This window comes from Devosia oryziradicis (genome assembly GCF_016698645.1).
GTDB classification, from domain to species: Bacteria; Pseudomonadota; Alphaproteobacteria; order Rhizobiales; family Devosiaceae; genus Devosia; species Devosia oryziradicis.
The window spans coordinates 2,475,149-2,493,795 of sequence record NZ_CP068047.1 but is presented as its reverse complement, the minus strand read 5'-3'; the positions used below and the strand labels follow the sequence as shown (position 1 = coordinate 2,493,795).

Genomic DNA, 18,647 nt, shown 5'->3' with positions numbered 1-18,647 from the left:
AGGGCAACGGCAAAACCGAACGGTCTTCCGAGCGAGGCAGAGTTCCTGCGCTTATGGACCGGGTTGACTGATCCGGGCAGGTCCGACAGGACTGGCGCCCATGTTTCAGCCGAGGAGGCTGCGTCATGGTCGCGCTGTCCGCACCCCAGGCATTGCCGACACCGACCATCGTGCCGCTCGGTGACAGCGCGCTTCTTGTGCGCTTTGGCAGCACGCTTACCGACCAAGCCAATCGCGCCGCCATAGCTCTTGCGCTTGCACTGGATCGTTCGCCAATTGCGGGCGTGGTCGAGGTGGTGCCCAGCCTCGTCTCGGTGTTGTTGCGCTACGAGCCGGCGGCCGGCACGTCTCTAGGCACAATTGCTGGCGAACTCCGCCTGCTCTTGTCGGTTCTGGACGACAGCGCGCCTGTCACAACCTCCTGGGTCATTCCGATCCGGTTCGACGGTCCCGACCTGGAGGCGGTCAGTGCCGCGCTGGGAATGGCATCGTCCCAATTCGTCGCGGCGCACAACGCGCGGCCGCTACGCGTGCTTGCAACCGGCTTTGCCCCCGGTTTTGTCTATTGCGGCCTCCATGCCGACGAACTTGTGCTACCGCGGCGGACGGAAGTGCGCCCAGCTGTTCCGCCGGGCAGTGTCCTGTTTGCCGCCGGGCAAACGGCGATCACCGCAACGGCTATGCCTACCGGCTGGCATGTGATTGGCAGCACCGACTTTGCCAACTTCGACCCCAGCGGCGAGTTGCCGACGCGGCTGAATGCCGGCGATGTGCTGACGTTCGAGGTCGCACCATGAGCGCCGTGCTGGCTATCCTGCGGGCGGCGCCGTTGACCAGTATCCAGGATCGGGGCCGCTTCGGCATGCTTCAGCATGGTATCAGCGCTTCCGGCCCGATGGATAAGGCGGGATACGATTTGGCCGGCGTCCTGGGCGGTGGGGGGCACGGCGGTATCGAGTTCACGACGGCGGGGCTCGAATTCAAGTTGTCCAGCGGCCAATGCCGCGTCGGCTTTGCCGGCGGGGACTTCCAGATCCGGCGCAACGGCACGCTGCTGGACTGGCCGGGCAGCGGGCAGCTTGGCGAGGGCGATGTGCTGTCCATCACCCCCGGACGCTGGGGCAATTACGGCTATGTCCGTTTCGACGCGGGTATCGATATCGCCCCGGTATTGGGGAGCGTGGCGACGAGCAGCCGGGCGCGGCTCGGCGGTATCGAGGGCCGCAGCCTGCGGGTCGGCGATGTCATAGCGCTGAGCGGTGGCGGAGACGGGATCACCGCAATCTCCCAGCGTCGTCCCGAACTAGAAGCGGGGCCAATCCGGGTCACCTGGGGCCTGCATGCCGACCTGTTTTCTCCAAGCTTGCGGCAGCGCTTTACGGAAGCCGGTTTTGTTGTCAGCGCCAGCCTCGATCGCATGGGGGTGCGATTGACGGACTCCGAGCGGGTGTTTGCCGACGCCACAATTCTCTCGCTCGCCTCCGACGCCATCGTGCCGGGGGACATACAGATCCTGGGCGATGGCACACCCATCGTGCTGATGCGCGACCATCAGCCGACCGGGGGGTATCCGCGTATCGCCACTGTGGTCTCCGCCGATCTCGACCGCTTTGCACAGTTGCGTCCCGGCACGGCGGTTGCCTTTGCCCCAGTCACGGTGGAACATGCGCATGCGTTGTTGCGGAGCCGCCAAACATGACGTCGATCGACCTCAATGCCGATCTGGGCGAGGGCATGGGCAATGACGAGGACCTGCTGAGCATCGTATCGAGCGCGTCCATAGCCTGCGGCGGCCATGCCGGCGACGCCGCCACCATCCGCCATATCCTCAAGATCTGCAAAGCCCGTGGCGTTAGAGCCGGTGCGCATCCGGGATACGTCGACCCTAAGCGTTTCGGGCGTTTCCGCGTGGTGATGCCGCTCGACCAGTTACTGGGACAGATTCGCAGCCAGCTCTTTCTCGTCCGCTTCATCGCCGATGAGGTGGATATACCCCTGTCCTACGTGAAGCTGCATGGCGCGCTGGCCAACCAGACGGCAGAGGAACTTGGCTTCGCCGTTGGCATCTTTGCCACCATCCAGGCCATGAACCCGAAAATGGCGGTGCTGGCGCTCGACAACAGCCAACAGGTGCGGGCGGCCAAGGCCGTTGGCATGCCGCTGATCCGCGAAGCCTATGCCGACCGCGCCTACACGCCCGACGGCCTGCTGGTGCCCCGCGGCCAGGATGGCGCGGTGATCCATGACACCGAGGCCGTGATCGAACGCTGCCTGCGGTTGGCCAAGGCGGGTGAGATCGTCGCCATCGACGGGACAGTGCTCAAATCCACCGCGCGCTCCATCTGCCTCCACGGTGACACGCCGGGTGCGGTGGACCTGGCTGGGGAAGTGCGCGATGCGCTGGAGGGCGACGGCATCACCATTGCCCCGGTGGAACCAGAGGGCGAGGCGGCGGTGTCGTCCTGAAACATACCCTGGACCTCCCGGCGGGGAGAGTGAGATCGGCGGAATGCCTTTAGGCCGAAAGGCCCAGGGTAGCTTGGATCGCCAGATACTCAGATGGCCAAGTATTCGTGGCGAAGTTCGGTATTGTCGAGCACTTCCTTGGCGGTGCCGGAAAAGGCGACTTCCCCGGTATCCAGGATAACGGCGCGGTCGGCCAGCTTGAGGGCAGCCACGGCATTCTGCTCAACGATGATAGTGGTGATGCCCAGCGGCTTGATTGAGTGCAGGATGCGCTCGATCTCGTGCACGATGACTGGAGCAAGCCCTTCATAGGGCTCGTCGAGCAACAGCAGCTTGAGATCGCGCGCCAGGGCACGGGCGATCGCCAGCATCTGCTGCTCGCCACCTGACAGCGTCACGCCCTCCTGCTTGCGGCGTTCGGCGAGACGGGGAAAGCTCTGGTAGATTTGCTCCAGGCTCCAGCCATTGCCGGGTGCGACCTTGGCCAGGGTGAGATTTTCCTCGACGGTGAGGCCGGCGATGATGCGGCGATCCTCGGGTACCAACTGAATGCCGGCGCGAGCGGCATCGAAGCTCTTCATCTGGTGAATCGGCTGGCCATCGAGCCAGATTTCGCCCTGCCGCAATTGCGGATTGTCTGTGCGGGCAATGGTTCGCAAGGTGGATGTCTTGCCGGCACCGTTGCGACCGAGCAGTGCCAGGATTTCACCTTGGCGGATATCAAGCGACACCCCCTGCACGATGTAGCTCTCGCCGTAGTAGGCGTGCATGTCGCGGATGGAGAAGAATGGTCGCGTCGTTTCCACGCTGACGGTCTGGCTGCCTGAAATGATCTGGGTTTCCATGGCGATCGCACTCATCAATGGGCGCCTCCGAGATAGGCTTCCTGCACCTTGGGGTTGCCGCGGACCTGGTCGGGCGTACCATCGGCGATGATCCGGCCCTGCGCCAGCACCGAGATTTTGTCGGCGAGCGAGAACACCACATGCATGTCATGCTCGATGATGACCTTGGTCATGCCGCGGCTCTTGATCTTCTTGAGCAGTTCGATGGTGGTGTTGGTATCGTGGCGGCTCATGCCGGCGGTGGGTTCGTCCAGCAGCAGCAGGCGCGGATGCTGGATCAGGCACATGGCCAGTTCCATGCGCCGCTTGTCGCCACGGCTGAGGCTGCCGGCATGCATGTCCCGGCTGCTGCGCATGCCGACATCCTCCAGCATGCCCTCGGCCTCCTCGCGGATGGCGGTTTCGCTGTCGAGCGAGCGGAGCATGTTGAGCTTGAAGGCGCCGTCGCGCTTGGCGAGGGCAGGGATCATCACATTGTGCAGCACGCTGAGGTCGGCAAAGATTTCCGGAGTCTGGAAGACGCGCGCGATGCCGAGCTGGTTGATCTGGTGCGGCTTGCGACCGGTGAGCACCGCCCCATCGAAGACCACCTGGCCGCTTGATGGTGCCAGTTTGCCGATGATGACGTTGAGCAGGGTCGACTTGCCGGCGCCATTGGGGCCGATGATGGCATGGGTCTGGCCTTCCTCCACCTGCAGGTCGATATCGGCGAGGGCATGCAAGCCTCCGAAGCGCTTGTGAACGTCGGCAACGTGCAGGACGACATTGGGTGTGGTCATGGCTTGCGTCCTACTCGGCGGGTTGCGGCTGTGGCGACGACTTGCCGGGGTTGGTGGGTGACCGGCGTGGTCGGTTGAACAGGTTGGCGAAGCGGCGCACCCCCTCCATGATCCCGCCCGGCAGGAACACCACGATCAGGACGAAGACCAGGCCCAGCGTCAGGAACCAGCCTTCGCCGACGAACTTGCTGGTGACGGCGACCAGGACATTGTCGGCGCCATCGGGCAGGAAGTCGAAGAAGCGGTGGAGGATGGTTTCGTTGATCGCCGAGAAGATGTTCTCGAAATACTTGATCAGCCAGGCCCCGATCACCGGACCGACCAGCGTGCCGGCGCCACCCAGGATGGTCATCAGCACGACTTCGCCCGAAGCGGTCCACTGCATGCGCTCGGCACCGGCCAGCGGGTCGGTGACAGCCAGGAGCGCTCCGGCAAGCCCGGCATACATGCCCGAAATAACGAAGGCTGCCAGCGTATACGGCTTCGTGTTGAAGCCGGTATAGTTCATCCGCGTCTGGTTCGACTTGATGCCCTTGAGCATCATCCCGAATGGCGAACCGGTGATGCGCTGGGCAATGAAGAAAGCCAGGATCAGGAAGCCGGCGCAAAAATAAAAGCCGGCAAAGCCACCGAGCGACTGACCGAGCAGCGTCGGCACTGGCTGGCCGGAAAAGGTCTGGCCGGTCATCTGGTCGAGATGGCGTGGGTCATTGAGCGTCAGCTGCAACCCGGTTTCGCCATTGGTGATCGGCGTCAGCACGGAATAGGCAAGGTTATAGCTCATCTGCGCGAAGGCCAGCGTCAGGATGGAGAAATAGATGCCTGAGCGCCGCAGGCTCACATAGCCGATGACGAGGGCGAACAGGCCCGACACCACGATGGCGAAGAGCATGGCCGGGATGGCGTCGAGGCTCAGCAGCTTGAACGACCACACTGCGGCATACGAACCGACGCCGAAGAAGGCCGCGTGGCCGAAGCTCAGATAGCCGGTGAGACCGAACAGAATGTTGAAGCCGACGGCGAAGATGCCAAAGATCATGAAGCGTTGCAGCAGGTCGGGATAGGCAGCACCAAAGGGGTGCAGCCAGATCGGCATCGCCAGCACCACCAGCGTGAAGCCGAGGAAGAGCAGCAGTTCGTTGCGGGACGTGGCGCGCATGTCAGGCCTCCATCACGCCACGCCGGCCGAACAGGCCACGCGGCAAGACCAACAGGATGATGACGGCGACGAGATAGATGATGATCTGGTCGATGCCGGGAATAAGCGCCTTGACCTGTGTCATCGAGGCGAAGCTCTGCAGGATGCCCAGGAGAAAGCCTGCCGCCACCGCGCCCGGCAGCGATCCCATGCCGCCCACGACCACCACCACGAAGCTGAGGACCAGGAAGTCCATGCCGATATGGTAGTTGGGCGGTAGCAGGGGCGTGTACATTACACCCGCCAGGCCGGCCACGACAGCGGCAAGGCCGAACATGATGGTGAAGCGGCGATCGATGTTGATGCCCAGCAGGCCGACGGTCTCGCGATCGGCCATGCCGGCACGCACGACCATGCCGAAGGTGGTGAACTGGAGAAAGGCGAAGACCGCGCCAATGATGGCGGCGGAGAACAGGAAATAGACCAGGCGCCAGATCGGGTAGGTGATGACATTGGCCTGCATGCCCAGCCAGGCGCCGATATCGGCCGCGCCGCGCAGGTCGCTTGGCATGGGCTGGGGAATGGGGTTGGGTCCGAAGAAGGCTTTGATGACCTCCTGCGCGACGATCGCCAGGCCGAAAGTCACAAGGATTTGCTCGGCATGCGGCCGTTTGTAGAAGTGTTTGATGATTCCGCGCTCGAGCACGATGCCCACCACCAGCATGATCGGGATGGTGATGATGATCGAAGCCGGGACCGAGTAGTTGACGAGGAATGCGCCGAAGTCGCCGAACCACGCCTGAACCAGCGGCGCGCGGATTTCGAGCGGCTGGCCCCAGGGTGACAACTGTGTCGGGTCGACCGTGACCGTTTCCAGCGTCAGCAACTGCCGGAACAGGACGGCACAGAAGGCGCCCAGCATGAACAGCGCGCCATGGGCAAAATTGACCACGCCCAGCGTGCCGAACACCAGGGTCAGCCCGAGCGCGATCAGCGCATAGGCGGCGCCCTTGTCGAGGCCATTGAGAAATTGCAGGAAGATGACTTCGAACATGATGTGCTCCTTCGTCACCTCCCCCCGTTACGGGGAGAGGTGGGGTTGCGGCGCGTTCAGCGATTGCGGCTTAGGCGCAGAGCGGTGCGGGCTCTGCCGGCCCGAGGTCGCCACCAAAGATCGTTGGATCATAGGTGACCGCGTCGCGCTGGACTTCCTGCACCACGTTGAGCACGTCATACTCGCTGCTCGGGTTGTCATTGCCCTGCACGACGAGAATGTTCTTGAAGCACTGGTGGTCCTCGGCGCGATAAAGCGTCGGACCATTGCCCATGCCGTCGAACTCATGACCTTCCAACGCCTTGATGACTTCGGGCGGATAGAAGGTGCCGGCGCGTTCCACGGCATCGGCGTAGAGCAGGGCCTGGACGTAGGCGGTGTGCGCGGCCTGGGACGGCGGCGAGCCATAGGCGGCGCCGAACGACTTGGTAAAGGCCACGGTGCCCGGATCCTGCAGGTTCCAGTGCCAGTTCGAAGTGCCGAAAATGCCCTTGATGTTGGCGCCGGCGCCCTTGGCCATCAGTTCGGAGAACAGCGGCACGACGATCTGGAAATCCTTGCCGTTGGCCTGGCGGTCGCGCATGCCGAACTGCACGGCCTGGGTCAGCGAGTTGACCATGTCGTTGCCGTAGTGATTGAGGATCAGAACATCGGCACCCGAATTGAGCACGGGCGTCAGGTACTGCGAGAAGTCGGCAGCGCCCAGCGGGGTGCGGACGGCCTGCACGGTTTCCCAGCCAAGGGCTTCGGTCGCGGCCTTCATCGACTCTTCCTGGGTCCAGCCCCAGGTATAGTCGGCCGTCAGGTGATAGGCGCGGCGATCCTTGCCGTATTCCTGCCCAAGCACGGGGCCCAGTCCAATGCCGGACTGGTAGGCGTTGAAGAAGTGGCGGAAGCCGTAGCGGCGCTTGTCCTTGCCGGTGGTGTCATTGGAATGGGTCAGGCCTGCCATGAAGATGACGCCCATTTCCTGGCAGAGACCCTGCACGGCGATGGCTTCGGCAGAAGACGAACCGCCCGACACCATGATGGCGCCGTCGCGTTCGATCATGCGGGTGGCGCCGGCGCGGGCCACGTCAGCCTTGGTCTGGCTGTCGGAGGTCACGAAGGCGACCTTCTTGCCCAGGATGCCGTTACCCTTGAGCGCGGTCGGGGTCAGCACGCCGATCAGGCCGCCATCGCCCTCGCCATTGAGATGTTTGACCGCCAGTTCATAGGCCTTCTGTTCGTCCGCACCCTCTTCGGCATAGGCGCCGGTCAGGGGCAGGTTGAGGCCGAAGGTTACGGTGTCGCCAGTCGGATTGTTGCAGAATTCCTGCGCCCAGGCGCCCTTGGTAAACATCAGGGGCGCAACGCCCGAGCCGATAATGCCGGCCATACCGGTCTGCAGCACCCTGCGACGGGACAGGCCTCGCTTCAAAAGTGTCATCGATTTCCTCCTTTTGCGCGGGGCGACTGATGCATGGCCAGCAGCTCACCGCGGTCGGAGTATGACCGCCAGCAGAAAACGACGGCAATAGATCATTGTAATTGCAGTGATATTCTGTAAATTGTTGTTCTTCGGCGAATGCATTGAAGTCAATTCGTTGACAAGAGAGGGGAGTGGCATGCGTGCGCCGATTGGCTTCCGCATCAGCAACAGGCGGAAAAGCCTCAAGATTTCTCAGGCTTCGCTTGCAAGAAGCGTTGGCATTTCGCCGAGCTACCTGAACCTGATCGAGAACAACAAACGCGACATTGGCGGTGCGCTGCTGAACCGGGTGGCTGCGCAGCTGCAAATCGACATCGACGAGCTCGCCGGCCGGGCCGAGCAGAAGCTGCTGCAGGACCTCGAGGAAGCCTATGCCGATCCGATGGTCGAGTCGCTGCCGTTTCGCCCTGACGAGCGCCGTGAGCTGGTGGCGCAATATCCCGCCAGCGCCGCGGCACTCGCGCGGCTGCACCGGGCCTATTCGGGCGCCATCGCCAATGCCGACGCCTATGCCGACCGCCTTCGATCCGACCCGCTGCTAAGCCAGCTCCTGCATCAGATTCTTTCCGGCATCACTGCGGTTCGATCAAGCGCAGAAATTCTCGAGGAGGTCGGCGATCTCGACGAGGCCGAGCGCCGGCGGTTCCTCGCTGCCATCGGTCGCGATGCCCGAACCCTTTCCGAGGTGGCGCGCAACCTGATCGGCCAGTTCGAGACCTCCAGCCAGATCCGGCGCAGCATTTCTCCGGCCCGCGAAATCGACGATCTGCTCATCGAACGGGAAAACCACTTTCCGCTGCTTGAAGAGGTGGCGGACGACCTGCGGGCCGAGATCGAGCGGGCAGGGGCCTTCGGCAGCGAGACCTTGTCGGGGCTGCTGGCCAGCCGGTTTGGGGTCGATGTGCGGGTCGGCGGGCCGCCGGACGAGGCCGACTATCCCGGTCAGTATCGTTTCGACGCCGCCGCGAGGCGGATGTGGTTTCACGGCGCGACCACCCTGGCAACACGGCAGTTCCAGCTTGCCCGGCTCTATGGAGAGATGGCCGCTCCCCAAGCCATTGCAGACGCCCTGCAAACCGCAGTCCTGTCAACGCCGACGGCCCGTCGCCTGGCCTCGCGCGCGGTGGGCTCATACCTCGCAGGCGCTATCGTATTCCCATATGAACGTGTCCTTGCCGATGCAGAGGCCGCTTCGTATGACATCGATTTCTTGCGCCAGGCTTATCGCGCCAGCTTCGAGCAGGTGGCGCATCGGCTGGTGACGCTGCGTCGGCCCGGGCAGCAGGGCATCGCTTTCGGCTTCCTGCGTTCTGACCCCGCAGGGCGCTTGACCAAGCACTTCCCATTGCCTGGACTGTTGCTGCCCAATAGCGGTCATGCCTGCCCCCTTTGGGCTATCTATGGCGCGTTCCGCACGCCCGATGTGCCGTTGCGGCAAGTGGTGCGATTTTCGGACGGATCGCGATACCTGTTCCTTGCGCGCACGGTGCAGCGGCGCACGGCCTCGTTCAGCGAGCAGGTTGTAGCCTCCTCGGTTATGCTGGCCTGCGATGTGCTGCAGGCGGACAGAACCGTCTATGCCGCGGGCCTGGACCTATCGGACCTGTCGGCCGACGTCCCCGTGGGGCCCAGTTGCCGCCTGTGTCCGCGGCGCGATTGCGCCAGCCGACAGGAAGAAGCCCTGTCGACTACGGCTGGCCATTCCCGAACGCGTGGTCCATTGCTGCCATCATTACCGCTTGGCGATCCGCCATGATTGCGCTTTAGTGTGCGCACTCGCGGAGGGGAGACCGCGGGTGCTTCGAGGGGGGATTTTGGCAGTCGACATACTCATTGCCGAGGACGAGCCGAGCATTCTCGAATCGCTCGACTTCATCCTGAGGCGCGCAGGCTGGAGCATCAGTTCGGTAACGGACGGCGATGCGGCGTTGGAGGCCGTTCGACGCCTCAAGCCTCGCCTGGTTGTTCTGGACGTCATGCTGCCCAAGCGCAGCGGCTTCGACGTGCTCAAGCAGATCCGGGCGGACTCCGAGACGCAGTCGCTGCCCGTCCTGATCCTGACGGCCAAGGGCCAGCAGCAGGATCGTCGCATCGCCGAGCAGCTGGGGGCCGACGTCTTCGTCACCAAGCCCTATGCCAATGCCGAGGTGGTCGGGGCGGTGCGCCAGTTGTTGGGCGAAGATGGTGGATCGGCGTAAGCTCATCGGCGGCATGCTGCTGCTGACCGTCTTCGGCGCCATGTTGTTGCTGCCGCCGCTGGTCTACGTGTTCAACCAGCCCATCACCCATTTCGGCATTCCGCAGATCGTCTTTTACCTATTCGCCGTTTGGCTATTGCTGATCACAGGCATGGCACTGCTGACCCGCGCGCTGCCACCAGATGCCAATGGCAGCGGCCCTGGCGAGGGTGAGCGCTGATGCTGTCGGCCGACTTCGTCATCGCGACGGCTGTCGGCTATGTGGGGCTGTTGTTTGTCCTGGCCTATCTGGGCGACCGGCGTGCGCGGACCAACGCCAAATCCTTCCTGCATTCCCCGGCGGTCTATACGCTGTCCATCTCGGTCTATTGCACCAGCTGGACCTTCTATGGCGCGGTGGGCAATGCAGCGCGCAGCGGGCTGGAGTTTCTGACCATCTACCTCGGCCCCACCCTCGTCTTTGTCGGCTGGTGGTTCCTGCTGCGCCGGCTGGTTCGCATCAGCCACAACCAGCGTATTACCTCGGTGGCCGACTTGCTCTCGTCACGCTTCGGCAAATCGAACCGCCTGGCCGTGCTGATCACCTGTATCGCAGTCATCGGCATAGCCCCCTATATCGCCCTGCAGCTCAAGGCCGTTACGTCCTCGATCCAGGCCGTCGCCGGCGCATCCGCCTTCGGCCGCGGCAGCCTGACGGGCATCGACGATGTGGGCCTGGCCTTCGGCGTTGCGGCCGGCATGGCCCTGTTCACGATCCTGTTCGGCACCCGACACGTGGATGCCAAGGAGCAGCATCATGGTGTGGTCGCCGCCATCGCCTTTGAAGCCGTGGTGAAGCTGACGGCGCTGGTGGCCGTCGGCGTGTTCGTGGTGTTCGTCGGTGGCGGCTTCGAGAACATCTTCAGCGCTGCCGCACAGGCCGGCGTCACCGTGGATGCCGAGGAAACCTTCGGCGCCCGCTGGCTGACGACCCTTGGCCTGTCGGTCGCCGCCATCGTCTGCCTGCCACGCCAGTTCCAGGTCACCGTCGTAGAGAATTCCGACGAGAACCACCTGCGCGTCGCGAGCTGGGCCTTTCCGGCCTATATGCTGCTGATGAGCCTGTTCATCCTGCCCATCGCGGTGTTCGGACTGACGACTATGCCGGCTGGCTCCAACCCGGACATGTTCGCGCTGACCTTGCCGATGTCCTTCGGGCAAGACGCCCTTGCCCTGTTCGCCTTCATCGGCGGCTTTTCCTCGGCAACGTCGATGATCATTCTGGAGTCGATCGCGCTCTCGATCATGGTCTCCAACCATATCGTCATGCCGCTGATCCTGCGGTTGAGTCCGGCCGGGCGCGGTGACGGGCAGGGGGTGACGAGCCTCCTGTTGATGGCGCGGCGCTTTTCGATCGTCCTGATCCTGTCGCTGGGGTTCTTCTACTTTTTCTTCACACGCGATTCCAACGCCCTGGCGCCGATCGGCCTCATCTCCTTCACTGCAATCGCCCAGTTCTTCCCGTCCGTCATTGCCGCCCTGTTCTGGCGAGAGGCCTCGCTCAAGGCGGCCACCGCAGCCATTGCGGCAGGCTTCGTCTTCTGGGTCTGGTGCAGCTTCCTGCCATCCTTCGAGTCAGTCTCGCCGCAGGTGGCGATGCTGCTCGACCGGGGGCCATGGGGCATTTCCTGGCTGCGGCCGGAGGCCATGTTCGGGCTCGATAATCTTGATCCTCTCGCCCATGCTGCGTTCTGGAGCATCCTGGTCAATGTCCTGACCCTGACCATCGGCTCGCTGCTGACCGGCCAGTCGGCGCTGGAGCGCGTCCAGGCGAGTGTCTTCGTCGACGTGTTCAAGCGAGGACAGATCTCGCGCGGCAATTTCGTCCGCGGCTCGGCCACGGCCAACGACCTGTTCTTCGTCGCGGAGCGCGTCTTGGGCGAACGCCGCGCCGCAGCCCTGTTTGAAACCGAAGCGCGCGACAGCGGGGTGGATCCCGACATGCTCGAGCCGTCGCCCGAATTCATCGGCCGCCTCGAGCGCGAACTGGCGGGCTCGATCGGCGCCGCATCGGCGCATGTGATGCTGTCCAAGGTGCTTTCCGGCAGCGACGTGTCGCTCGAAGAAATGATGCAGATGGCCGACGAAACACAGCAGGTCATCGAATATTCCCAGCAGCTGGAAAAGACCTCGGCCGAACTGCGCTCGACCGCCCAGCAACTCGAAGACGCCAACGCGCAACTGCGCGAACTGGATAGCCAGAAGGACGAGTTCCTCAGCCAGGTGAGCCACGAGGTGCGCACACCCATGACCTCGATCCGATCTTTTTCGGAAATACTGCTCGATGCCGACGATATCGACGAGGGGCAGCGGCAGCATTTCGTGGGCACGATCCATCAGGAAAGCCTGCGGCTCACCAAGCTGCTCGACGAGATCCTCGATCTTAGCGCGCTGGAGCGTGGCGAACGCACCTGGGACAATGTGCCCGTCGATGCCGAGGCCGCACTGGGGCGGGCACTCACCGTCTGCGAGGCGCTGCTGCGGCAGCGCGGAGTCACGGTCCAGCAGGGCGAGCGCGCCCCGGCAGCCGTCGTCGAGGGGGATGCCGATCGCCTGTGCCAGGTGTTTATCAACCTCATCTCCAATGCCGTGAAATACAACGACTCCGAAGCGCCGGTAATGCGCATCAGCTCCTCGGTGAAGGCCGGTAAATTTGTCGTCGATATTGCTGACAATGGGCCGGGAATCGCCAAGGGGGAGCGCAAGCTCATCTTCGAGAAATTCGCACGGGGCCAGCGCGGCGCTGCCGATCAGAGCGGGGCCGGGCTAGGCCTCGCCATTTCCAGGCAGATCGTCACCCGCATGAACGGCTCGCTCGACCTGGTTCAGGGGCCACTGCCGGGCGCGTGCTTCCGGGTGCGGCTGGCCGTGCTGAAATAACCTAGTGCCCGCCGCTATCGGGAATGTTGAGCAGGTGCCCGCACGCCTTGCAGTGCACCGCATCGGGCTCGTGCTTGGTAAGGCCGCATTGCGGGCAGGGGAAATGCACCTTGGCTGGGCGGAAGATGGCCTGGGCCAGACGCACGAACAGCGAGATGCCGATGATCATGATGACAATGGAAGCGAGCTTGCCCCATGGCCCGGGCAGGGTGATGTCGCCGAAGCCGGTGGTCGTCACCGTGGCCACGGTGAAGTAGAGGGCGTCGATATAGCCGTCGATGCCCCCGTCTTCGCCGCGCCTCGCGAAGGCGGTATAGACGAAGCCGGTCACCACGAAGAGGAAAACCAGGAGGTTGATCACCGCCTGGATTGGCTCCTGGTAGAGCCCGAGGCCGCGCTTCTTCAGCGGTCGCCAGAAGGTGGACGTCCGCGTCAGGGTCCACAGCCGCAGGATGCGCAGGAAGCCTAGGTTGATGAGCCAGGCGGGGGCCAGCAGCGTCGCCAGGATGAAGACGTCGATGATGACGGGCATCTGGCGCAGCCAGCGGAGGATATCGGTGGAGGCCAGGGCTCGCGCCACCAGGTCGACCAGCAGCAGGGCGGCGATCGACAGGTCGATCCAGAGGAACGACTCGTTCTCGCGCAACAGGGGCGTAGCGATGAAAAAGACGATGATCGCCAGGTCGACGATGAGCACCGCCGCCTGGAAGCGCTGCGCCGCGGGTGACTGGCTGTGATAGAGCAGTCGCAACCGGGAGCGTAGCCGCGCCAACCCGGTTTGGTGTTCGACGGTGTCGCCTTTCGTGGGCTTATCTTCTTGCTTGCTCATTCAACCGCCTTGCCAGCCAACAACAGCGGGCGCAGAACACAGTTCCCCTTCGGGACCAGACAATCAAGGTAGCTTTGCGAATGACCATTTCCGTCTATGGCATGACCGTGCCGATTTTTACTCGTATGCTGACCAACCTCCTGGCCATCATCGACAAGGCCGAAGCGAGCGCAGCCGAACGCAAGTTCGACACGTCGGTGCTGTCCGGCATGCGGCTCGCCCCGGACATGATTCCGTTCCGCGGCCAGATCATGATCGCCACCGATCACGTGAAGGGCTGTGTGTCGCGGCTGGCCGGTCGGGAGGTTCCGTCATGGCCCGATACCGAAGAGACATTCCCCGAACTCCGGGCGCGCATCCAGAAGGCGCTCGACCTGCTGTCGACGATCAAGCCGGAGGATCTTGACGGTGGCGACGAGCGCGAAGTTACCCTGAAACTGGGCGGCAAAGACGTGACGATGAGCGGGCAGGCCTACTTGACCGAACGCGCGCTACCCAACTTCTTCTTTCACGTGACGACGGCCTACGCGATCCTTCGCCATGCTGGCATACCGGTCGGCAAGCGCGACTATATCGGCTGATCTGGGTCCGAAGGTTACCGCTTGGGCGGTGGCGGGCGCGGGGGCGGCGTCGTCGGGAGGGGGCCGTCATCCTCGCTGCCCATGTTGCCTTTGGGCACGTTGACCTGGGGTTCTTCCGCGCAAAGCGCAGCGCCGCCTACCCGGAACGGGGCCAGCAGCGGGGCCTGGAACCGCGCGTAGCGGAATTCCAGGCTTAGCGGCGTCCGCAGCGGGTCGCTCCGGACGAACAGGCTGGCGTCGTTGTTGCTGGCCACGGCGACTTCGCACTTGCGGGTCACCTGCTGGCAGGTATCTGCCGAATTGCAGATCTCCAGCGCGCCCTCATAGAGCATGACCTTGGTATTGCCGGGCTCGACGACGATGTCGAACTCGGTGCCGCGCACGGCAATCGCCGCGGTGGGGGTACGGATGGAATAGGCTGGCTTGGGGCTGTTGCCGGTAATGAACCGGAACGAGCCGCCCAGGGCGTTTACGGTCAGCTGTTGCGCCGTGTTGCTGCTGGCCATCAGGTAGTTTTCGATCAGCAGTGAACTGCGCGGGCCTACCACGAGCCTGGTGTCGTCATCGAAGACGATCTGCACCAGGCCGGATGGCCCGGTGACTATTTTCTCGCCCACCGACACATCGGCGCCCACTTCCAGGATACGATCCGTAGAGTTAATCTGCGCCTTGGCGTCCGGGTCGACGCCCACGGCGGTGCCTTCATTGGCCGCGAATGCAACCGGCGCCGCTGCCGACAGAAGAAGAACCAGCAAATGTTTGAACAGCCGCTTTTTCATCATGCCCCGCTTGTTGCAACGCGCAACTGAACACTCGATGAACGCTTGTAGCAGATGACTTTAGTCCAACGGAAGCAGACTCCCTGCAGGAACTGGCAGTGAATTTGCCGTCTCAATAGCGCGCAATACACCGAAAAGCCGCGCTGCTCTGTTGCCGTTGCGTCGGCCAGCCGCTATTTGCTGGCATCTGCGGCGATCGGACCGCCAAGCCCAGCAAGAGGCCGCCCGTGAGGAAACTGGCATTCGTCATACCCGCCTATAACGAAGAGGCGCTGATCGGCAAATGCCTGGAATCGGTGGTGGCCGAGATTGCGCGCTCCGGCGCCGATGCCGAAATAATCGTCGTCAACAACGCCTCGACCGATCGCACCGGCGAAATTGCCCGCAGCTTTCCGACAGTGCGCGTGGTCGACGAACCCAAGAAGGGGCTGGTGAACGCGCGCGACGCCGGCTTTGCCGCCAGCCAGGGCTTCGAGCTGATCGCCAATATCGACAGCGACACCATCGTGCCGCCGGGCTGGCTGGATACGGTGCTGACCGAATTCAGCCGAGACCCCAAGCTGGTCTGCCTCAGCGGCCCCTATGTCTACTACGACATGAGCGCCTGGAGCCGGTTCCTTGTCAGCATGTTCTACGGCCTGACCTGGCTGATCTACGTTATCAACCGCTACGTCCTGCGGGTAGGTTCGGTAGTGCAGGGCGGCAATTTCGTGTTCAAGCGAGCCGCCTGGGAGCAGGTCGGTGGCTATGATCGCACCATCCAGTTCTTCGGCGAGGACACCGATGTTGCCGTACGCCTGTCCAAGGTGGGCGGGGTCAAATGGACCTTTGCCCTCAAGATGAAGACCTCGGGCCGGCGCCTCGAGAAGGAAGGAGTGTTCCGCACCGCCGGCACCTATACGCTCAACTTCTTCTGGGTGACCTTTCGCGGCAAGCCGGCGACCAAGGAATATACCGATATCCGTCCCGACTGATCGGCCGAGGCTGCTGACGCCTGGTTAGAGGACGTTAAGTTTCCCAAGAATGGGGAATCACTGGATGCTGCTGGCGAGTTAGTATGGATCGCCGCATGGTGCGGCAGAGGACCTGGACACCATGGTCATCCCGCCGGATCTGCCCAGATTCGTCGCCGCAGCGCGCCCGGGTGCGCTGCAGGCACTCGCGCTGCAATCGGGCCAGGTGGTGGACGCCAGAATACTGGGACCTGCCGCCAATGGCGGCACGCAGGTCGAAATTCGCGGCCAGGTGCTCAACCTCGTGCTGCCGACCCTGGTCCAGGCGGGCGAGACCATCCGGCTGGAGGTGCAGGGCGCCGGCCAGCAGTTGCGCCTGGCCCTGCAGCAGACCGCGCCCCTGCCACAGGCAGTCAGCCCGGCGCCGGGTGCACTCCCGCCCGAGGTCAGCCTGCCCCTGCCCAATGCGACTGCGCCTGCCACTCCGGCCCCGGCCCCGTCTTCCGTGCCGCCAGTTCCGACTCAGGTGGTACAGGGGCAGCAAACCGTCATATTGCCACAGGCCGTGGTCTGGGAGGCGGAGACTGCTGCGCCTTCCCAGCCGGGGTCACTGGTGGCCAATCCGCCTACTGCATCCCAGGCCAGCCAGGGTGCCCCTGGCGCGGCGCAACCCAATGCCCAGCCAGCCAATTCGTCACCGGCAAATCCCACTCAAGCCGCAGGCCCTCCTTCCGCTGCCTCCAACCCCCCGACGACCACCGTCGCAACGACGACTGTGGTTACGACCGCAGTGACAACGCCGACTCCGGCCGCCATCTATCCGCAGACCAATCCGGCCAATCCCAATCCACTCGCCGTGGCTGCTGCTGGCATTGCGGCCGCGCCATCCGCCGCGTCGGCCGCGCGCGCTGCGCCCCTTGTCGTAGGACCGGTCGCCCCGGCCATTGCTGTGGGCAGCGCCACGACGCATGCTTCCACGGGCAACCCGCTGCCGCAGCCACCGCCTCAGCCGGCGACACCACAAGCCGCCGTGACGCAGATGGTTCAGGCGTCGATCGCCAGCCAGGGTTCGGTCACCGGGCTGACCACGGCCCTGGCCAGCATTGCCGGCAAGGTCATCCTGCCCGAACCGGTGGTCCGGGCCGCCCAGCAGGTGCTGGCGGGGCGCGTTTCCATCGATGCGCCGCGCTTCGATGGCGCCGCGCTGCACGCGGCCATCCGAAGCTCGGGCATCTTCCAGGAATCCAGCCTGGCTACGGGCCTGACGCAGCCACAGGCCGATATGAAAACGGCGCTACTCACCCTGCGGCAGACCCTTACAGCATGGCTAGGGCAACAGGCGCCGGTCGCCCCGGTCGCCCAGTTGCCGCCTCCGCTGCGCGGCGTGACCCCACGCGCGCGGGCCAATGATGCGCCTCCCATGGATGCCGACGCCACCCCCGAGGAGGTCGGCAAGCACCTGCTCGAGCGCACCGAATCCGCATTGGCGCGCATCCGCCTGCATCAGCACGCCTCATTGCCTGACGCAGTGGCCAAGACTGCCGACTGGAGCATGGACCTGCCCGTCATGGTTGGAACGCACCAGACGCTGATGCAGATACACATTCACGGTGAACCGGAAGGTGAGTCGGAGGCGGGAACCGAACGCGGTTGGCAGATGCGTTTTGCCCTCAGCCTGCCTGAAATGGGCGAAGTAGGTGCACAGGTCACGTTTCGCGGCGGGGCAACCGGGGTGATGCTCTGGGCGACGGAGCCAAGCGCCTCGGCGGCCTTGGAAGACGAGATCGCGTCGCTGCGCGAGTCCCTGGGTGAGGCCGGTTTACGCCCCGGCGCGGTGATCGTTCGCCACGGCGAGCCTCCGGCGCATGCGGTCGCTACCCCATCGGGTCACATCGTGGACTCCCAGTTATGAACGACGAGATCAAGCCGCGTTCGCTGGCAGTAGCGTTGCAATACGAAAAGGGTTCGCGCGAGGCGCCGCGGGTGGTTGCCAAGGGCAGGGGGCTCGTGGCGGACCGCATCGTCGAACTGGCGCGCGAGCAGGGCATCGTCATAGAGAGTAACCCTGTCCTGGCCGAGGCGCTGAGCGGCGTCGAGCTCGACGATACCATTCCGCTCGAACTCTACGAGGCCGTGGCCATCGTCATCGGCTACGTCCTGCGGGTGGGCTCGCAAAAGAAATAGGCCCCGCGAACACTGGTCGCGGGGCCCCAAGTCGTAACCCTGGCGTTACTGGACGCCGAGCATCTGCTTGGTGGCCTGTTCGGCCATGTCGCCGGCCTGCTTGACCTGTTCCTCGGTGAGCCCCTGGGCCTTGGCGGCATCTTCGGCGGTCTTGCGCGCGGCAGCGATCGTCTCCGCCTTTTGCGCGTCGGTCATGGTGGCAGCCTGAGCCTGCACGGCCTGCATCGCCTGCTCGGGCGTCATCGTGGTCGTATTGGCCGCCGGCGACGCAGCCGGTTCTGCGGGGCTTTCCGCGGCAGGTGCGGCTTCCGGCGTGGCTTCGGCCGGGCTCTCGGGATTGCTGCAAGCCGCCAGGGCAAGCACGGCGACGGCGGCAAACGAGAGCATGATCTTCGAGGTCATTGGTTTTCCTGTAGTATTGGCTGTTGGACTGCAGATCACGGCTTCGTTA

At 63.9% G+C, this 18,647-nt stretch carries 19 protein-coding genes; 11 read left to right on the top strand and 8 right to left on the bottom strand.

What is annotated here, in order from left to right; translation table 11 throughout:
• Positions 1-125: 125 nt before the first annotated feature.
• From JI749_RS12510 to JI749_RS12500, 3 genes are read left to right on the top strand one after another with little or no spacing between them, the layout of a single operon-like run.
• The gene (locus JI749_RS12510) at positions 126-797 is read left to right on the top strand and encodes a 5-oxoprolinase subunit B family protein (protein WP_201654332.1); all 672 of its coding nucleotides are present in this window, start codon (positions 126-128) and stop codon (positions 795-797) included.
• A complete protein-coding gene (locus tag JI749_RS12505; protein ID WP_201654329.1) occupies positions 794-1,699 on the top strand; it encodes a 5-oxoprolinase subunit C family protein in 906 nt (301 codons plus the stop codon). The genes JI749_RS12510 and JI749_RS12505 overlap by 4 nt, the downstream gene beginning before the upstream one ends.
• Positions 1,696-2,466, top strand: a complete 771-nt coding sequence (locus JI749_RS12500) for a 5-oxoprolinase subunit PxpA (RefSeq protein ID WP_201654326.1) — start codon at positions 1,696-1,698, stop codon at positions 2,464-2,466. Before JI749_RS12505 ends, JI749_RS12500 begins: the two co-directional genes overlap by 4 nt.
• 89 nt (positions 2,467-2,555) lie before the next feature.
• Here the strand turns inward: JI749_RS12500 and JI749_RS12495 are convergent, their stop codons facing one another.
• The 5 genes from JI749_RS12495 to JI749_RS12475 all read right to left on the bottom strand — a co-directional run bounded on the left by JI749_RS12495 (position 2,556) and on the right by JI749_RS12475 (position 7,711).
• Positions 2,556-3,311, bottom strand: coding sequence for an ABC transporter ATP-binding protein (locus JI749_RS12495; protein WP_233280934.1), 756 nt, complete (start codon positions 3,309-3,311; stop codon positions 2,556-2,558).
• Positions 3,312-3,325: 14 nt separating this feature from the next.
• A complete protein-coding gene (locus tag JI749_RS12490; RefSeq protein WP_201654319.1) occupies positions 3,326-4,090 on the bottom strand; it encodes an ABC transporter ATP-binding protein in 765 nt (254 codons plus the stop codon).
• Between the two features lie 10 nt (positions 4,091-4,100).
• Positions 4,101-5,249 carry a branched-chain amino acid ABC transporter permease gene (locus JI749_RS12485; protein WP_201654316.1) on the bottom strand — a complete coding sequence of 383 codons (1,149 nt, stop codon included), beginning with the start codon at positions 5,247-5,249 and terminating at the stop codon, positions 4,101-4,103.
• 1 nt (position 5,250) lies between these two features.
• Positions 5,251-6,282 carry a branched-chain amino acid ABC transporter permease gene (locus JI749_RS12480; RefSeq protein ID WP_201654313.1) on the bottom strand — a complete coding sequence of 344 codons (1,032 nt, stop codon included), beginning with the start codon at positions 6,280-6,282 and terminating at the stop codon, positions 5,251-5,253.
• Between the two features lie 70 nt (positions 6,283-6,352).
• Positions 6,353-7,711, bottom strand: coding sequence for a substrate-binding protein (locus JI749_RS12475; RefSeq protein WP_201654310.1), 1,359 nt, complete (start codon positions 7,709-7,711; stop codon positions 6,353-6,355).
• A gap of 178 nt (positions 7,712-7,889) precedes the next feature.
• Between JI749_RS12475 and JI749_RS12470 the strand changes: the two genes are divergently transcribed.
• Genes JI749_RS12470 through JI749_RS12455 form a run of 4 tightly spaced genes read left to right on the top strand, consistent with a single transcriptional unit; the run spans position 7,890 to position 12,870 of the window.
• Complete coding sequence (locus JI749_RS12470; RefSeq protein ID WP_201654307.1) at positions 7,890-9,509, top strand: helix-turn-helix domain-containing protein; 1,620 nt, start codon at positions 7,890-7,892, stop codon at positions 9,507-9,509.
• Between the two features lie 58 nt (positions 9,510-9,567).
• On the top strand, positions 9,568-9,951 hold the full coding sequence (locus tag JI749_RS12465; RefSeq protein WP_201654304.1) for a response regulator transcription factor: 384 nt from the start codon (positions 9,568-9,570) through the stop codon (positions 9,949-9,951).
• Positions 9,938-10,171 (top strand): hypothetical protein, encoded by a 234-nt coding sequence (locus JI749_RS12460; protein ID WP_201654301.1) that lies wholly within the window; start codon positions 9,938-9,940, stop codon positions 10,169-10,171. Before JI749_RS12465 ends, JI749_RS12460 begins: the two co-directional genes overlap by 14 nt.
• On the top strand, positions 10,171-12,870 hold the full coding sequence (locus JI749_RS12455) for a sensor histidine kinase (RefSeq protein WP_201654298.1): 2,700 nt from the start codon (positions 10,171-10,173) through the stop codon (positions 12,868-12,870). The genes JI749_RS12460 and JI749_RS12455 overlap by 1 nt, the downstream gene beginning before the upstream one ends.
• 1 nt (position 12,871) lies before the next feature.
• Here JI749_RS12455 and JI749_RS12450 read toward each other — a convergent pair whose 3' ends face one another.
• On the bottom strand, positions 12,872-13,699 hold the full coding sequence (locus JI749_RS12450) for an ion channel (protein ID WP_201654295.1): 828 nt from the start codon (positions 13,697-13,699) through the stop codon (positions 12,872-12,874).
• Positions 13,700-13,779: 80 nt separating this feature from the next.
• On the opposite strand from JI749_RS12450, the gene JI749_RS12445 reads away from it, so the two are divergent.
• Positions 13,780-14,280 (top strand): DUF1993 domain-containing protein, encoded by a 501-nt coding sequence (locus JI749_RS12445; protein WP_201654292.1) that lies wholly within the window; start codon positions 13,780-13,782, stop codon positions 14,278-14,280.
• A 14-nt stretch (positions 14,281-14,294) separates the two neighbouring features.
• Here the strand turns inward: JI749_RS12445 and JI749_RS12440 are convergent, their stop codons facing one another.
• Positions 14,295-15,062 carry a FecR family protein gene (locus tag JI749_RS12440; protein WP_201654289.1) on the bottom strand — a complete coding sequence of 256 codons (768 nt, stop codon included), beginning with the start codon at positions 15,060-15,062 and terminating at the stop codon, positions 14,295-14,297.
• Positions 15,063-15,286: 224 nt separating this feature from the next.
• Here JI749_RS12440 and JI749_RS12435 point away from each other — a divergent pair, with 224 nt between their 5' ends.
• From JI749_RS12435 to JI749_RS12425, 3 genes are all read left to right on the top strand, one after another.
• Entirely contained in the window at positions 15,287-16,033 is a 747-nt protein-coding gene (locus JI749_RS12435; RefSeq protein ID WP_201654286.1) for a glycosyltransferase family 2 protein, read from the top strand.
• Between the two features lie 121 nt (positions 16,034-16,154).
• On the top strand, positions 16,155-17,924 hold the full coding sequence (gene fliK, locus JI749_RS12430) for a flagellar hook-length control protein FliK (RefSeq protein ID WP_201654283.1): 1,770 nt from the start codon (positions 16,155-16,157) through the stop codon (positions 17,922-17,924).
• Complete coding sequence (locus tag JI749_RS12425) at positions 17,921-18,196, top strand: EscU/YscU/HrcU family type III secretion system export apparatus switch protein (protein WP_201654280.1); 276 nt, start codon at positions 17,921-17,923, stop codon at positions 18,194-18,196. The genes fliK and JI749_RS12425 overlap by 4 nt, the downstream gene beginning before the upstream one ends.
• A gap of 45 nt (positions 18,197-18,241) precedes the next feature.
• Here JI749_RS12425 and JI749_RS12420 read toward each other — a convergent pair whose 3' ends face one another.
• Positions 18,242-18,598 carry a hypothetical protein gene (locus JI749_RS12420; RefSeq protein WP_201654276.1) on the bottom strand — a complete coding sequence of 119 codons (357 nt, stop codon included), beginning with the start codon at positions 18,596-18,598 and terminating at the stop codon, positions 18,242-18,244.
• Between the last annotated feature and the right edge of the window lie 49 nt (positions 18,599-18,647).

Excerpts from the sequence above, each read along its gene's own strand:
- JI749_RS12510 (WP_201654332.1), top strand. The coding sequence starts at position 126 with ATGGTCGCGCTGTCCGCACCCCAGGCATTGCCGACACCGACCATCGTG.
- JI749_RS12505 (WP_201654329.1), top strand. The coding sequence starts at position 794 with ATGAGCGCCGTGCTGGCTATCCTGCGGGCGGCGCCGTTGACCAGTATC.
- JI749_RS12500 (WP_201654326.1), top strand. The coding sequence starts at position 1,696 with ATGACGTCGATCGACCTCAATGCCGATCTGGGCGAGGGCATGGGCAAT.
- JI749_RS12495 (WP_233280934.1), bottom strand. The coding sequence starts at position 3,311 with ATGGAAACCCAGATCATTTCAGGCAGCCAGACCGTCAGCGTGGAAACG.
- JI749_RS12490 (WP_201654319.1), bottom strand. The coding sequence starts at position 4,090 with ATGACCACACCCAATGTCGTCCTGCACGTTGCCGACGTTCACAAGCGC.
- JI749_RS12485 (WP_201654316.1), bottom strand. The coding sequence starts at position 5,249 with ATGCGCGCCACGTCCCGCAACGAACTGCTGCTCTTCCTCGGCTTCACG.
- JI749_RS12480 (WP_201654313.1), bottom strand. The coding sequence starts at position 6,282 with ATGTTCGAAGTCATCTTCCTGCAATTTCTCAATGGCCTCGACAAGGGC.
- JI749_RS12475 (WP_201654310.1), bottom strand. The coding sequence starts at position 7,711 with ATGACACTTTTGAAGCGAGGCCTGTCCCGTCGCAGGGTGCTGCAGACC.
- JI749_RS12470 (WP_201654307.1), top strand. The coding sequence starts at position 7,890 with ATGCGTGCGCCGATTGGCTTCCGCATCAGCAACAGGCGGAAAAGCCTC.
- JI749_RS12455 (WP_201654298.1), top strand. The coding sequence starts at position 10,171 with ATGCTGTCGGCCGACTTCGTCATCGCGACGGCTGTCGGCTATGTGGGG.
- JI749_RS12450 (WP_201654295.1), bottom strand. The coding sequence starts at position 13,699 with ATGAGCAAGCAAGAAGATAAGCCCACGAAAGGCGACACCGTCGAACAC.
- JI749_RS12445 (WP_201654292.1), top strand. The coding sequence starts at position 13,780 with ATGACCATTTCCGTCTATGGCATGACCGTGCCGATTTTTACTCGTATG.
- JI749_RS12440 (WP_201654289.1), bottom strand. The coding sequence starts at position 15,062 with ATGATGAAAAAGCGGCTGTTCAAACATTTGCTGGTTCTTCTTCTGTCG.
- fliK (WP_201654283.1), top strand. The coding sequence starts at position 16,155 with ATGGTCATCCCGCCGGATCTGCCCAGATTCGTCGCCGCAGCGCGCCCG.
- JI749_RS12425 (WP_201654280.1), top strand. The coding sequence starts at position 17,921 with ATGAACGACGAGATCAAGCCGCGTTCGCTGGCAGTAGCGTTGCAATAC.
- JI749_RS12420 (WP_201654276.1), bottom strand. The coding sequence starts at position 18,598 with ATGACCTCGAAGATCATGCTCTCGTTTGCCGCCGTCGCCGTGCTTGCC.